This window comes from Ramlibacter sp. AN1133 (assembly GCF_037890035.1).
Classification (GTDB): Bacteria; Pseudomonadota; Gammaproteobacteria; order Burkholderiales; family Burkholderiaceae_C; genus Ramlibacter.
In genome coordinates, this window is the sequence record NZ_JBBKTQ010000030.1 from 1 (window position 1) to 13769 (window position 13769).

Sequence of the window (13769 nt, forward strand, 5' to 3'; positions counted from 1 at the left end):
ACGGGCGCTCGTTCGGCAGGCGGCTTGCACACGGGACCGGTTTCGAGGCAGGCCTGGCGGTCATCCTCGTTCCAGTCATGTCGCTGTGGCTGGACATTTCTCCCGCAGCAGCGTTCGTCGCCAATCTGGGGCTACTCGTATTCTTCTTCGCCTACGCCGTCGCGTTCACGTGGGCTTTTGATCGAGCCTTTGGACTGCCTGCATCGGCAGTGGTGAGTTCCCAAGGCAGTTGACGCGTCGGCAAGAAACTTCGAACTGGGCGGCTGTCTCCGCTCGGAGGCAGACATGGTGCTGGTAGCGCATGCTCTGCTCGAGCTATACCGGTGCAACATGCTGGAAGTTGATCAGACGTGGACCGATGAGAGCATCGTGGATCGAGCTGCTGACACTCGACGCCTCCTCGAAGCGCGCCGCGCCGTTGGCCAGTTCCACGAGCTTGCCAGAGGACAGGCCCGCCTTGGCGCGTCGCGGGATTCCTCGGCGGCGCGGGCGGCGCCGCAGAAACTGAGGAAGCGGTTCGGCTCGCGAACCTGCGAAGCCTTGAACTCGCGAATTGCCGCCGCAGGCTGCTGCAGCTCCAGCAGCATTTCGCCGAGCAGTTCGCGGGCAGGCAGGACGGGGCCGGGCGTCACGATGTGCGTTTCGGTGCCGGCTTCCAGGATCGCTTAGGGGCGATCGCACACCCGCGTTGTAACCCTTACCCGCAGTGTGCCTGGAATGCCTCGGAACGTGACTGCTAGCGTGCCCGTTCGCAGCGGGTCGCGAAATCGCGGTAATAGGCTGCAGCCGCCTCGATGTAGTCGCATTCGCGCTGCGTCTTCGGCGGCACCTGCCTGCCCGCGTCGATTGCGGCTTGCGCCGCGGCGGCATCCTTGGGGAGTGCGCCCTGGCCTGCGAGCGGGTTGCCCATCAGGATGGCCGCCACGCCCCAGTGCGCGATGGTGCACGGCGGATCACGCGGCAGAGAGGACGGTGAGCGAATGACGTGGGTTCATGGTGCCCTCACGGTGATCGCAGGGCGGCGCCCGCAGGATGCGGGCATCCATCCTGCGTGCCGCAGTGTGCGCCGCTGGCCGCAAGGGGCAATCGCACATCGGTGCGAGAATGCCCCAGGGTTACGCCCGAGCATCCGGCGGATGGGTGGTCCGGTCCACGATCGGCCGTTGCGTCGTGAAGCTCCACCTTCGCCGAGCCGTCCAGACGCTAGACTGCGCCCCTGAAAGAGAGGTCAGCGCCATGTCGCTCGTGCTCTACCACCACCCCTTCTCGCGCGCTGCGGGCGTCGTCTGGATGCTCGAGGAGCTTGGCGTGCCGTACGAGCTTCACTTCGTGGACATCATGAAAGGGGCCCACAAGGCCGCTGAGCTCGTCACGCTGAACCCCATGGGCAAGCTCCCGATCCTCGTCGACGGCGACGCCGTCGTGACCGAGTCGGCGGCCATCGGGCTCTACCTGGCGGACCGCTATTCGCTGGGCCGGCTCGCGCCCGCACCGGACGACGTCGCGCGCGCGACGTACCTGCGGTGGTCCTTCTTCGCGCCGTCCGTGATCGAGCCCGGCTCGATGGCGAAGGCAGCCCAATGGGAGTTCAAGCCCTCGCAGGCGGGTTGGGGCGACCATGCGTCGATGCTGCGTGCAATGGAGAGTGCGGTGACCGGCCGCGAGTTCCTCCTGGGCGACCGCTTCTCGATGGCCGACGTGATCTTCGGCGGCACGCTGCGCTACCTGCTGCGCTTCAATATGCTCGAGGCGAGGCCCGCATTCATCGCGTACTGCGACCGGCTCGGTGCGCGTCCCGCCCTGCAGCGCGCGGATGCGCGCAACGCCGCGGTCGCGAAGCAGCACGGGTTGAGCGTGTGAGGCTGCCGCAGGTGGCGCAACCCGATGCGGGCGCACGTTTCACCGGCAAGCGTCGATGCCCGTGCGGCACGCGCTGAGCGAGCCTGAACGAGGGGACGCCGGGTGATCGAGAAGCTGGCCCGGCGCCTGCCGTTCTACTACGGCTGGATCGTGGTCGGCGTCGTCTTCGTGACGATGGCGATCTGCGTGAACGCGCGCACTGCTTTCTCGCTGCTCTTTCCCCCGATCCTCGACGAGTTCGGATGGGAGCGCGGCGTCACCGCTGGCGCGTTCTCGTTCGGCTTCGTCGTCTCCGCCGTGCTCAGCCCGTTGCTTGGACGGTTGATGGATCGCCATGGTCCGCGCCTTGTGATGGAGCTCGGCGTCGCCGCCACGGCCGCGGGCCTGCTGCTCGCGACGTTCGCGGGCCAGCCCTGGCACGTCTACCTCACGCTCGGCATGCTGGTGGGGGCAGGTACCACCTTCACGGGCTACACCGGCCAGGCGCTCTTCCTGCCGAACTGGTTCGTTCGACGCCGGGGGCTGGCAATCAGCGTCGCCTTTGCCGGAGTGGGATTCGGCTCGATCGTCATGCTCCCGGCCTTGCAGACCTTCGTGGAGCGAAACGGCTGGCGCGCCGGCTGCACGCTCTTGGGCGTGCTGGCACTCGTCGTGCTGGCGCCGCTGAACCTGCTGCTCAGGCAGCGGCCGGAGCAGCTCGGACTAGCCCCCGACGGGGACGCGGACACGCCCGCGGCCGCGCAGGCCCGCCGGGTGAACGTGGTCGACGCCACGTGGGCTGCCGTCGACTGGACGCTCGCGCGCGCGATGCGCACCGCGCGGTTCTGGTGGATCGCCGTAGCGTACTTCGCTGCGCTCTTTTCCTGGTACGCGGTGCAGGTGCACCAGACCAAGTACCTCACGGAGACCGGCTTCAGCGCGAGAGACGCCGCCTGGGCGCTCGGCTGGGTGAGCCTTGCAGGCGTGCCGGGGCAGATCGCGCTCGGCTGGCTGTCCGATCGGATCGGCCGCGAGATCGTGTGGGCGATCGGCAACCTGGGGTTCTGCATCACCTACCTCGCGCTGCTCGCCTTGCCTGCCTATCCGGGAATGCCGCTGCTGTATGTGATGGTCCTCGCGCAGGGGGCGATCGGCTACGGTCTCACGTCGGTGGTCGGCGCCATCCCCGCGGAGATCTTCGAGGGCAGGCATTACGGGCCGATTTTCGGCACCCTGATGCTCAGCGCACTGGCGGGCGGCGCCGTCGGTCCGTGGTTCATGGGGTTCGTCCATGACCGCAGCGGCAGCTACACGCTGGCTTTCTGGGTTGCGATCGGCTGCTCCCTGCTGTCGGCGTTCGCCGTCTGGCGTGCCGCCCCCAGCGGCGTGCGCGTGGTTGCGGGCCGGGTTCGGGCAGCGCAGGCGTGAGCGCGGGTGGCTGATCGATCTGGACGCCGGGATCATTTTGAATGTAGAAACCACGCCCGCCCGACGAAGCAGTCGAATGGACGCGGACGATGATTGAGCGCGTCGAGTAGCGCTCCGGTCTAGCCCCCAGGTGCCTGGTCGCCGACACCGCCTGGGGCGCTGCGCCGACCTGGACTGGGTCGTCAAGATGAAGAAGATGGAGCCGCACATCCTCGTGTGGGGGAAATCGATTCGCAGCGATGGAACATTCAGTCGGCCGGACTTCCGCTTCGACACGCACAGCAACACGTACGAATGCCCTGGCGGCAGGGAACTCACGAGCACCGGCCGGCCGCAAGAATGCGGGCACGGTTTTCTTCAGAGCTCGAAACCAGGACTGCGGCAGCTGCGCGCCAAAGCAGCAGTGCTGCACGCGGCGCATCGCAAGATCGCACGCAGCATCCACGAAGAGGCCCGTGATGTCGCACGTCAGGAGCAACCCGATGCAGTGAACGGTCTACTTTCGTAGTTCCTCGCCAAGGCGGCAGGCTGAGGGCATCCGACGCGCCGCGCGACAGCGCCGGAGTCAATGCACGGGCGTGCGCGGACCGCCACTTCGGCGAACAGCGCACGTCACGCGCCTGAAAAGCCTGCGCCGCTCTCGGCGGGCAATGCCATGCTGGGAAGCCTGGGCCCAGGCTCCGGCCGTTGGCAATGCCGGGAGGCCAGACCGGCAAACGGCAGCACGCCGGCGGGCCGCGGAAACTGATACGGCCGGTTTCAGCTCGCCTGGGTCTGTTCGGTCGGATGCCGTGACCGTAGCATGCAGAGGATTTCAGGAGATCTTCATGCGGCGCGCTGCAATGGTGCAGTCGGATGGAGGCATGAGCCGAGCAGGCGCAGGGGCGCGGATCCAGATGCACCGCGTTCCTTGAAGTCACGTCGCTCCACGGAGACACAACGATTTCTGGACCCGGGTCTGCACCCCGGGACTGGGCGCAACCTTTTCCGGACGCGCGCGATGTGGATTCCGGCGAAACTGGAACTGTCGGGATGGTTGCTCCAACGGTCGCATTCCCTTTGGTGAATGCGAGCATGCCAACTTTTCATGCGATGCCCGGCGTTGCCCTAAGACAATCGTCGGCTGCCGTTGGCGAGCAGGCCGGCGTCCTTGAAGCAGCTGGCAGTACCTGAACTGCTCCTCGTGCGAAGCACGGGAGCAAAACAACAAGAGAGTGCAGTTGGTGAGTGATGAACGAAGTCCTGATCGGGGCAACTCGCTTCAATTCCCCTATCCCCAGCGGCGCGTGCCGGAAATCTGTCCCCGATGCATTCGCCACCGCCTGTTCCGACCGCGGGTGAAATGGGTGCTGCAAGGGGCCACATCACAGATCGGGTCCGGGGCGTCGTTCCTGATGGCCATACCTTCATACATGCTGGTCTCAGGGCGTTGATCAGCGTGATCGAAGACGTCCGGATCCTCGGCGCAGCTCGCGACGCGGCCGAATTCGCGCCTGTCCGCAGCCGCCTCCTGTGGCTGACGTCCTGGTGGTCGACTGCGAGCCGCAAGTGCGATTGGCTTCGCACCTGCCGTCCAATCAGGCATCGATGTCCAGGCTTGCGGATCCGGGTGCCGTCGATGCGAAAGTTCGACGCTGGTGAGGAGACGGCGTCGGCCGGCGAAGTCAAAGTTCGCAGCGTAAAGCATGCACGCGTCGCGAAGCACAAGGAGCGCTGTGCACTGCGAACAGGCAGGAGTCATGTCGCCCACGCGTGGCTGATTCGAATCCTCGTTGCCGCCGGAGAACGAACACGTGGTCCGGGCGTTGCCGCGATCTGGGGGAACGTCCGGCCTCGCCAGACAAGAGGAACTCGGAGAGCGGCTGCCGGGGTATGCGGATGCTGATACTTTCCGAGAACGATGCACGCATGTTGAACGGAGCCGAGGAGGCGATGTGCGCAGTCGCAGCGGTCTTCGCCGAGAAGGCTCGCGACCAAGCGCATATTCATCCCGTCATCTGCGAGCCAATCGGTTGCGACGCCGACTTCGGCGTCAAGGCCGGCGCCAGCGTGCTACGCCCGTTGCTCGGGGTGACTTCGGGAGGCTGCTGGCCAGGCGACTCGGCCCTCGGGCTCACGAACCACCAGTCAACGGCGATCCTGTTCGATGCAGACACCGGCAGCGCGGTCGCGCTGGTGAGCGCGGTGTATCTGACGGCACTGCGGTCCGCCGCGGCAGCGGCGATCGCGACCCAGGCCCTCGCGCGCCCGGACAGCACCAGCCTCGGCATCATCGGCTGCGGTAGCCAGGCGATGTTCCAGCTCGACGCGACACTGCTGGTCCGCCCGATCGAGCGCGTTTGCGCCTGGGACCCCTGCACCTCGCGGCTGCAGGATTTCGGGCGCCAGGTCGTGGCGCTGGGACTCGCATTCGAAGTCAAGGATTGCCCGCGGAACGTCGCTGGGGCTGCCGGCGTGCTGGTCACCCTCACGCCGTCCGGGCAGGCGCTGATCGAGCACGGCTGGATGCTCCCGGTACGCGTGTCAACGCGATGGGAGCAGACCGACGTGGCAAGCACGAGTTCGCCGCCGAGGCGGTGGCCGCAGCGGCGCTGTTCGTGGACGAGGCGGAACGGGCTCTGTGGATCGGCGAATCCCAACACGCTTTCACCTCGGGTGCGAAGTAGCACATGCCGGTAGATCTCGACTTGCGCCGGGTGCGCTTCTTTGTCGAAGTTGTCAGGCAAGGAGGCTTCTCTGCCGCCGGCAAGGTGCTGTTTGCAACGCAGTCCACCGTCAGCAAGGCCGTCCAGCATCTGGAGGACGACCTGGACGCGGTCCTGCTGCAGCGCTTGGGCAATCGCAGCGATCTCACGGACGAGGGGAGGATCGTCTACGACAAAGGGCTGCAGTTGCTGGACCTGAGCAGCCAGCTCAGGACAGAACTCGATGCGCTCAAGGGCTTGCGCGCGGGACGGCTCACGGTCGGTTTTCCCGGAATGGGCACGAGCTCGCAATTCGCAGCGGCGTTCGCGGCCTTTACGCGCAGTTTCCCTGCTGTGGAACTGCGCGTGCTGGTGCACTCGGTACCTGAGCTTCTCCAACACTTGCGCGCCGGCGTCATCGAGGTTGCCGCACTCTTCGAGCCCGCGGGAAACGGAATCGATTTCCGGCCCGCGGTGGTAGACGAGCTGTTTGTCGTGCTCCCCTCGGCCCACCCTCTCGCGCGACTGGATAGCGTGAGCTGCCGTGACCTCGAGACCGTTCCCCTCATCCTCTTTGAGGATGAAATGCCCGCTGCCGCGCTGGTCCTGCGCGCGTTCGCGGATGCGGGGGTCGAGCCTCGGATCTGGGCTCGCGTCAGCCAGCTGCCGCTTCTGCTGGAGCTGGTCGGATCGGGCGCGGGAGCGGGATTCGTTCCGGGTGAGCAGGCGCAGGCGTTCCAGCACCGGTCCACCCGGGTCGTGCGGCTGTCAGATGCCCGCATTCCATGGCAGATCGGTTTCGGGTGGGTGCGGGGACGCTACCTTTCGCATGCGGCCAGCGCGTGGCTGCAACTCCTCGCAGGCGCTGGACAACGATAGCTGGTGCGCGCGTGCGAGGCTGCTGTCGGGGCGCCGTCCTGTCCCCTGAAGCTTCACGGCAGGCCGTATTGAACGCGCAGAACCACGATGCGGTGGCGCCCTGCGAACCGGCTGGCGCGCGCGTGGCAATTCCCTGGCGCGACGTGGCGCGGCATGCCTCGTTGGTCCGCAATGGCAACCGCGCAGCCGGCAGGGGGTCTTCGCGTGCCTGGCGGTAGTCAATCCGACTTGGGCGTTCGCGTGCTTGACGCAGCCAAGGGTGCCGTGCCCAGCTCCAGGGTAAAGCAGAAGCGCGCGCCGCGGTCCTCGGCGGCTTCAGCCCAGATGCGGCCGCGATGGCGCGCGACGATCCGACGGACGTTCGCCAGTCCGATGCCGGTACCTGGAAACTCCGAGTGCGTATGCAGCCGCTGGAATGTTCCGAACAACTTGTGCGCGCAGGCCATGCTGAATCCCGCGCCGTTGTCGCTGACGCAGTAGGCGCAGCTTCCGTCAGGCTGCCGCTCAGCGCTGAAGCAAATCTCCGCGTGGGGTCTTCGCCCCGTGTATTTCCAGCTGTTTCCGAGCAGATTCTCCAGCGCGATCCGCAGCAGCGTCGCGTCCCCCCTCGCGATCAGTCCCGGCTCGACAAAGGTGCGCACCTGCCGGTGCGGCTCCCGCTCCCTGAGCTCGGCGAGAATGGCTTCCGCGAGCGCGCTCAAGTCCACCAGAGACGGCTGGAGCTCTGCCTGCGAAATGCGCGCTTGGGAGAGCAGGGCCTCGACGTAAGTTTGCAGACGGTGCGCGGCTTCCCGCATCCTGGCGAGGTAGTGGCGCGCACGCGAGTCCTGGTCAGGCAGGCACGCCTGCAGGCGACTTCCGAATCCCTCGATGACCGCCAAGGGGGCACGCACATCATGGGCCAGCGAGTGCGCGAAGGATTTCAGTTCGGCGTTGGCCGACTCAAGTTCGGCGGTCCTCAGCTTCACCCGGGCGGACAGGCTCTTGTTCAGCAACACGATTTCCGCCTGCTGCCGCAGGCGCTCGCTGATGTCGCGAAGCACCATGCTGGTATAAGACCTGCCGTCGCTCGCACGGTATTGCGCCGCTGAGACCTCCGCCTCGAAACGACTACCGTCACCCCGTACCATAGTGAGCTGGGTGACGGCCCTTCCGTTTGCCTCCAGTTCCTGCAGCAGGCTGTCCAATCGTGGATCGTCCGCGGCCACCAATCCCTGGCGTCCGCGGCTGCACAGCTGTTCATGGCTGAGACTGAATATGGCGCAGGCCGCAGCATTGGCGGCGCTCACCCGCCCGCTGGCATCGGCCTGCAGGATCGCATCCATGCTGGTCTCGAACAGCATGCGATACCGCTCTTCGCCGGCTTGCAGGGCTTCTCGCGCCTTCTTGCGTTCCGTGATGTCCTGGAAATAGACGGCCAACCCTTGCGAGAAAGGATAGGCGTGGATCTCCATCCAGGTGCCGGTGTCAGGCAACAACTCTTCAAAGTGTACGCTGCGGCATTCGCGCAGCGCCCGCTCATACTCGTGCTGAAAGCGGGTCCCGGCAAATGACGGTACGATCTCCCACAACAGGCGGCCCAGGAGCTCTTCGCGGGTCCGATGCGTCATCCTCTCGGCCTCGCGATTGGCGTAGGTGTACCGCCACTGCCGGTCCACCGTGAAGAAGCCTTCGGTGATGCTTTCGAGAGTAGCCGTCAGACGCTCCCTGGCCTCGCTGAGACGCTCCTCATCTTCCTTCCTGTCGGAGATGTCCTGGATCGCGCCCAGCAATCGGCGAACCGGTCCCATCAGAGCTGGCTCGGGCTCGCCCATGATCCGCAGCCATACCTGCTTCCCGCGCAGGGTCTGCGCCCGAGTCTCGATGCTGAACCGCGTCCCGCGGGCTATGCAGTCGAGGACAGCCCCACGCAGCTCCACCTGCGCAGGTCCTTCGAGGAGGCGCAGGACGTCGAACCATGACAGCGTGTCGTCGCTGCCGCAACCTAGGATCGAACGACTCTCGTCGGACCACGTGGCCTCCATGTCAGGCAGCCGCAACGACCATGCACCGAGATGCCCCAGTCGCGAAGCATGTTCGAGCAGCAGCTTGCGCTGGCGCGCCTGCTCCTCGGCCCGGATGCGGCGGGTGATGTCCAGAGCGGTGCCCCGGTAGCCCAGAAACTGCCCTTCGCTGTCGAACACCGGCACGCCGCTCGTGGACACATAGAATGCCCGCGGTCCCAGGCCGAGCCGGTACTCGAATTCGCGGAATGGCTGATGCCGCTGGAGCGCCTCGACGTGCTCTTGCCAGGTGGACCGCAGGGGCACGGCATAGGGCAGCTCCCAGCGCCGAAAGCCAATGAGCCGTGCCGGCGGGGCGCCGAGGTGTGCGCTGCCGCTCCAGCCCGTGAAACGAAAATCCCTGTCCTGCTCCCAGAACCACTCGTGAGCCGTTTCCAGCTGCGAGGGCGTCCGCACCAGTCCCGATACGGCGAGCGGGACTTCGCGCCGCGTCGCATGCTCCGTCAAGTCAAGGACGGTTCCCGCCAGGGCCAGCAACTCGCCCCTGTCGTTCACGATCACCTCGCCGTCGCTCTTGAGCCGTTTCTCGACGCCTTCGGGGGTGGTAAACCGGTATTCGAAGCTGAACGTGCGCTGTCCCGCACGGACCTGCTGCTCGATGTTTGGCAGCATGATCCTGTCGTCGGGGTGCACGTGCCGAAGCCAAGTGGCGAAGGCAACAAGGGAGGCCTGCCCTTCGAAGCCGAAAATGCGCGCCGCCTCCGGCGACAGCGTCCCCTTCCCGGTGGCCACGTCGCAGGTCCAGCAGCCGAGGCCCGTCATGCGCACCGCGCTGTTCAGAATGGCACCCGCAGCCTCGTCCGGCGCCCCGGGAATCATGCGATACAGGAATGAGGACATCACAGGGGCGCGCGCTAGGGGTACAAGCGGCGAGCCGGGGCTCGCAGCTTGCATCGCATCGATGCGGGGCATAAACAAGAACGAAGACGAAGCGCGATTGTCGCGGTTTCACGGCACTCAAGGGCATTAAAGAACTTCTTCAGCTCATGTAGTGACTGCCATTAGGCAAGCGACGCGCGCCGGTAAGTACAACCTTTGCGGCGTGTCCAACCCGTTGCCCGTGACGCTACGATGCAGGGCGCACGATCGACCCGCAGCCGCGCGGTCGTACCCGAACGAGACCACTATTCGAAGTGGAGCCGGGGAGCGCTGACGGCGATCGCGCGAATTCGAAGTGAATGAATCAAACGTGAACATACTTGGCGCGCAGCACGCCCGGCCGCGGATCGTGGTGGCGGAGAACTGCAGCACGGAGGCGGCCATGCTGCGCAAGGCCATCAGCTCCGCAGGCTACCTCGCGACGCTCGCGGGCAGCGGCGCGGAAGCCTTGGAGGTCGCGAGGCGCATGCGGCCGGCCGCGATTGTCACCGATGCGGTCATGCCGGATATGGACGGCTATGCGCTGTGCCGGTTGATCAGGGCGGAGGCAGCGTTGGCAGAGATCCCCGTGATCGTCCTGACTCCAGGCAGGCGGATCGACGATGCGCTGACGGCCCTGGCTTGCGGCGCCGACGACCTCGTTCGCAAGCCGTTCGAACCCGGGGCTCTGCTGGCACGGATCGCGTTACTGCTGGCAAATCGCAGGCTGCGCGGGCGCAGACCGCAATGCGCGATCGAGATCGGGTTTGATGGCCGTATGCACCAGATCACGGCTGGCCGCGAACAAATCCTCGACCTGCTGTTCTCCTCGTACGCGGAGGCAATGAACACCGTCCAGGAATTGGGTCAGAGGCAGCAGGAAGCCCACGCCGCGAACCTTGAGCTGGCGGCGCGCGTGGTTGAACTGGAGGACGCGAACGCGCAACTGCGCTCCTCCTGCCACTCGGTGGCGCACGAAGTGCGTTCGCCGCTGGCCACGATCGCCGGCTTCAGCTCGGTGCTGTTGGACAAGTACGGGGATGGCCTCGACGCCAGGGGTGTGCGTTACCTGAAGGCCATCCGGCAGGAGACGCACCGCCTAAGCCAGGTCGTGGAGGACGTGTTGTATCTCGCCGAGATGGAGCGCGCCCGCATGTCACGCACTAGAACCGACGTGGCGGAGATTGCGCGCTCGCTGATGGACACCCTGCGCCAGGGCCGGCCCGAACGCAACGTCAGCTTCGAATGCGTGCCCCACGCGTGGGAGGAGTGCGATGAGAGGCTGGTGCGCATCGCCCTGTCGCATCTGCTGGGGAATGCGTGGAAGTTCACGGCAAGGCGTTCCCACGCGCGAATCGCGTTCGCGACTGAAAGGGGGCCCGACGGACAGACCATCTTCCGAGTCGAGGACAACGGCGCCGGGTTCGACACGGCGTTCGCAGGTCGCTTGTTCCAAGCGTTCGAGCGACTTCATCGCGACGCGGAGTTCGAAGGCTCCGGGGTCGGCCTGGCGACGGCGAAGCGGATTGTAGGTCTGCACCAGGGCCAGATCTGGGCTGATTCCGCCCCGGGGCAGGGTGCGACCTTTCGCTTCACTCTCAGCTCCCCGGAGGCGAACTGATTACGCGCGTGGCAGGGAGCGCAACAAGTCTTGCAGCAGCCGGATGAGATCGGAATACGACACTGGTTTACAGAGAAAGGCGAAGGCTCCGGCGGCCAAGCAGGCGTCGCGCGCCTCGGCGGCGGCGGCGCCCGACAAGAATGCGATCGGCACCGCCGGCTGCAGCACACGGATCTGGTCGATCAGATCGACCCCATGGACCTCCGGCAAGTGCAAATCCAGCAGCACGAGGCAGGGTGGCTCGGCGCCGCCTGCCAGGTGCCGCAGGAGCGGCGCGGCGGCCGAAAAACCGTGCACCTGGGTCGCTTCGCAGTGGTCCTCCAGGGTCAGCACCAGCAGTTCGCGATAGCTCTCGTCATCGTCGACGACAAGGATAGGGTTCATGAAAAAGGATGGACTTCAGGGAACAGGTGCAAGGCATTGCGCCAGCGGGGCACGGCCCCGGTGGGCCGGATGACACAGGGTACGGCTCGCGATGGACGGTTGCCAATTGTCTTTGCAGACAGACACGCTCATTGGTTAACGATGGGCTCGACGGCGGAGAGTAAGACTGTTTCCGTTCTGAAAGGCGCTCGCCGTCAGCCTTGGGAATGTGTAACGCTCAGGAGTCCTGCAATGGGAGTACTTTTTCGTGTCCGGTTCGACCCGTCGAGGTGCGAACGATGATGCCCGTGGTCGACGCGATCCACGTCGTGCTCGCTGACGATCACGAGCTGGTCCGTTCTGGCATCCGTGCGTTGTTGCATGCCATCGATGGTGTGCAGGTGATCGCGGAGGTAAGCGATGGAGTTGGACTGCTGGATCTGCTGGAATCGGTGCATCCCGATGTGGTCATCACTGATCTGAGCATGCCGGGCATGGATGGCATCACCGTGTTGCGGCGCATCCATGAACGCTATCCCCAGCTGCGTGTGATCGTCCTGTCGATGAACCAGTCGGCCGAATTGGTCAAGCAGGCCATCGCGAGTGGCGCCAATGCCTACGTTCGCAAGGATGCGCCCGAAATCGAACTTGAGATCGCGCTGCGCGGCGTGATCACGACCGGCAGCTACTACAACTCGCGCGTGACGCAGCTGCTGCTGGAACCCACCGAGCCGGCGATGGAGGAACAGCTGACGCAGCGGCAGATCGAAATCCTGGCGCAGCTGGCCAGCGGGAAGTCGTCCAAGGAGATCGCTTTCGCCCTCGGCCTCAGCCCCAAGACGGTGGACGTGCACCGCGCCCGTATCATGGATCGCCTGGGGCTCAGGGACGTCGCCAGTCTCACCTTGTATGCCGTGCGCAAGGGTCTGGTGCGGCCCTGAAGTTGTAACCAGGACGACGACGGGCACCAGCGCCGGCGGGTGCAATGGCGGCATTTGACCTAAGCAGGCGCGAACCCGTCATGGTGTCATACAGGCGGTCTTCGAGGAGGGCTGTCCCCATGCTTTGCGCTGAAGAAAAGAGTCTGCTGGTGGCTGAATTCGACGGCCTTGTGCGCAAGCACTTCGTCCCCGATGTGCTTCGCAGCCTGTTCGAGGAACGCTCGGGCCGGGCGGAGTTCGGCAGCACCACCCGCACGCTGCTCTGCGTGGAAAGCCCGTCGTCGGGCCCCATCCAGCGCGAGGGCGTACTCGCCAGCTTGGCGAGGATGGCGCCGCAGCACGATGGCACGCTCGATCCCTGCACCGATGCATTTGCGTTTGTCAGCTTTGCCGACGCGCACTCGGCGCTGCAAATGGCAGTGGCGCTGCTGCGAGCGATGGCGCGCGCGCGGCTGCGCATGGCGCTGGCGAGTGGCCGATGCCAGATCGCCCTTTGCAGCGCAGCTGGGCAGGATTTCATGATTTTGCTAGGCAGGGAGCGGGCGCGCGTGCGGGCGCTGGCCTTGCGCGCCGCACCGGGCACGCTGCAACTGGCGCCGGAAGCCTACGAGGCCTTGCAGACTACCATCGGCAAGGACTTGGGCAGCTGCGTGGTGCTCGCGGAGTTCGAGGGGGGCGAACTGACGGAGGTGTCGCTGACCCTGCCGCCGGACCGGTCCGCAGAACTCAGTAGCTTCGCAGGTCTCGGCCTGACCTGATCGGCGTCCAAACGGGTGGAGCGCATTGGCGAGCTCACGCGGGCGGCGCGAGGCCGGCGCATCTGGCGCTGGGTGCCCCGAGCGCCTCGGCTGCGTGCTTCGCCCGGCGGGCGCCGCATCGCGGAACGGACAACGCAGGTCGCATCCCCGGTCGACACGCCGGCGCACTGGCGCTACCCACCTTGACTCGGATGCGACGCGCCGCAGGATCGGAAAGAACGCAACCTGACCTGGAACGCATCGGCAACACATCCGGATGATGTGGCCATCCCGCTCTCCTAGGGCGATTCAGTCGAGGCAGGCAAGCTCAAAACCAGCACAGCGGCGCGACGTGC

12 protein-coding genes are annotated in these 13769 nt (G+C 65.8%); 9 read left to right on the top strand and 3 right to left on the bottom strand.

The features are described from left to right. The coding region (locus WG923_RS26525; protein ID WP_340354031.1) for a chlorhexidine efflux transporter at positions 1-233 on the top strand (233 nt) is incomplete at its 5' end. Between the two features lie 503 nt (positions 234-736). Here WG923_RS26525 and WG923_RS26530 read toward each other — a convergent pair. Continuing rightward, positions 737-925, bottom strand: a complete 189-nt coding sequence (locus tag WG923_RS26530) for a hypothetical protein (protein WP_340354032.1) — start codon at positions 923-925, stop codon at positions 737-739. Positions 926-1236: 311 nt separating this feature from the next. Between WG923_RS26530 and WG923_RS26535 the strand changes: the two genes are divergently transcribed. The 5 genes from WG923_RS26535 (at position 1237) to WG923_RS26555 (ending at position 6830) form a co-directional block, all read left to right on the top strand. Continuing rightward, entirely contained in the window at positions 1237-1860 is a 624-nt protein-coding gene (locus WG923_RS26535; RefSeq protein ID WP_340354033.1) for a glutathione S-transferase family protein, read from the top strand. 102 nt (positions 1861-1962) lie between these two features. After that, positions 1963-3267, top strand: coding sequence for an MFS transporter (locus tag WG923_RS26540; protein WP_340354034.1), 1305 nt, complete (start codon positions 1963-1965; stop codon positions 3265-3267). 187 nt (positions 3268-3454) lie between these two features. Beyond that, positions 3455-3775 (top strand): hypothetical protein, encoded by a 321-nt coding sequence (locus WG923_RS26545; protein ID WP_340354035.1) that lies wholly within the window; start codon positions 3455-3457, stop codon positions 3773-3775. A gap of 1400 nt (positions 3776-5175) precedes the next feature. Further along, positions 5176-5946, top strand: coding sequence for a hypothetical protein (locus WG923_RS26550; protein ID WP_340354036.1), 771 nt, complete (start codon positions 5176-5178; stop codon positions 5944-5946). Continuing rightward, positions 5937-6830 (top strand): LysR family transcriptional regulator, encoded by an 894-nt coding sequence (locus tag WG923_RS26555; protein ID WP_340354037.1) that lies wholly within the window; start codon positions 5937-5939, stop codon positions 6828-6830. The genes WG923_RS26550 and WG923_RS26555 overlap by 10 nt, the downstream gene beginning before the upstream one ends. A gap of 218 nt (positions 6831-7048) precedes the next feature. Here the strand turns inward: WG923_RS26555 and WG923_RS26560 are convergent, their stop codons facing one another. Beyond that, entirely contained in the window at positions 7049-9733 is a 2685-nt protein-coding gene (locus WG923_RS26560) for a PAS domain S-box protein (RefSeq protein WP_340354038.1), read from the bottom strand. 391 nt (positions 9734-10124) lie between these two features. Here WG923_RS26560 and WG923_RS26565 point away from each other — a divergent pair, with 391 nt between their 5' ends. Continuing rightward, a complete protein-coding gene (locus WG923_RS26565; RefSeq protein WP_340354088.1) occupies positions 10125-11372 on the top strand; it encodes a sensor histidine kinase in 1248 nt (415 codons plus the stop codon). On the opposite strand, the gene WG923_RS26570 is transcribed toward WG923_RS26565, so the two are convergent. Further along, a complete protein-coding gene (locus tag WG923_RS26570) occupies positions 11373-11756 on the bottom strand; it encodes a response regulator (protein WP_340354039.1) in 384 nt (127 codons plus the stop codon). A gap of 287 nt (positions 11757-12043) precedes the next feature. Here WG923_RS26570 and WG923_RS26575 point away from each other — a divergent pair, with 287 nt between their 5' ends. Continuing rightward, entirely contained in the window at positions 12044-12676 is a 633-nt protein-coding gene (locus WG923_RS26575) for a response regulator transcription factor (protein WP_340354040.1), read from the top strand. A gap of 119 nt (positions 12677-12795) precedes the next feature. Next, entirely contained in the window at positions 12796-13434 is a 639-nt protein-coding gene (locus WG923_RS26580) for a hypothetical protein (RefSeq protein ID WP_340354041.1), read from the top strand. Positions 13435-13769: the final 335 nt, after the last annotated feature.

Coding starts and splice junctions, on each gene's coding strand:
- WG923_RS26550 (WP_340354036.1), top strand. CDS start 5,176: ATGTTGAACGGAGCCGAGGAGGCGATGTGCGCAGTCGCAGCGGTCTTC.
- WG923_RS26580 (WP_340354041.1), top strand. CDS start 12,796: ATGCTTTGCGCTGAAGAAAAGAGTCTGCTGGTGGCTGAATTCGACGGC.
- WG923_RS26560 (WP_340354038.1), bottom strand. CDS start 9,733: ATGTCCTCATTCCTGTATCGCATGATTCCCGGGGCGCCGGACGAGGCT.
- WG923_RS26545 (WP_340354035.1), top strand. CDS start 3,455: ATGAAGAAGATGGAGCCGCACATCCTCGTGTGGGGGAAATCGATTCGC.
- WG923_RS26570 (WP_340354039.1), bottom strand. CDS start 11,756: ATGAACCCTATCCTTGTCGTCGACGATGACGAGAGCTATCGCGAACTG.
- WG923_RS26555 (WP_340354037.1), top strand. CDS start 5,937: ATGCCGGTAGATCTCGACTTGCGCCGGGTGCGCTTCTTTGTCGAAGTT.
- WG923_RS26535 (WP_340354033.1), top strand. CDS start 1,237: ATGTCGCTCGTGCTCTACCACCACCCCTTCTCGCGCGCTGCGGGCGTC.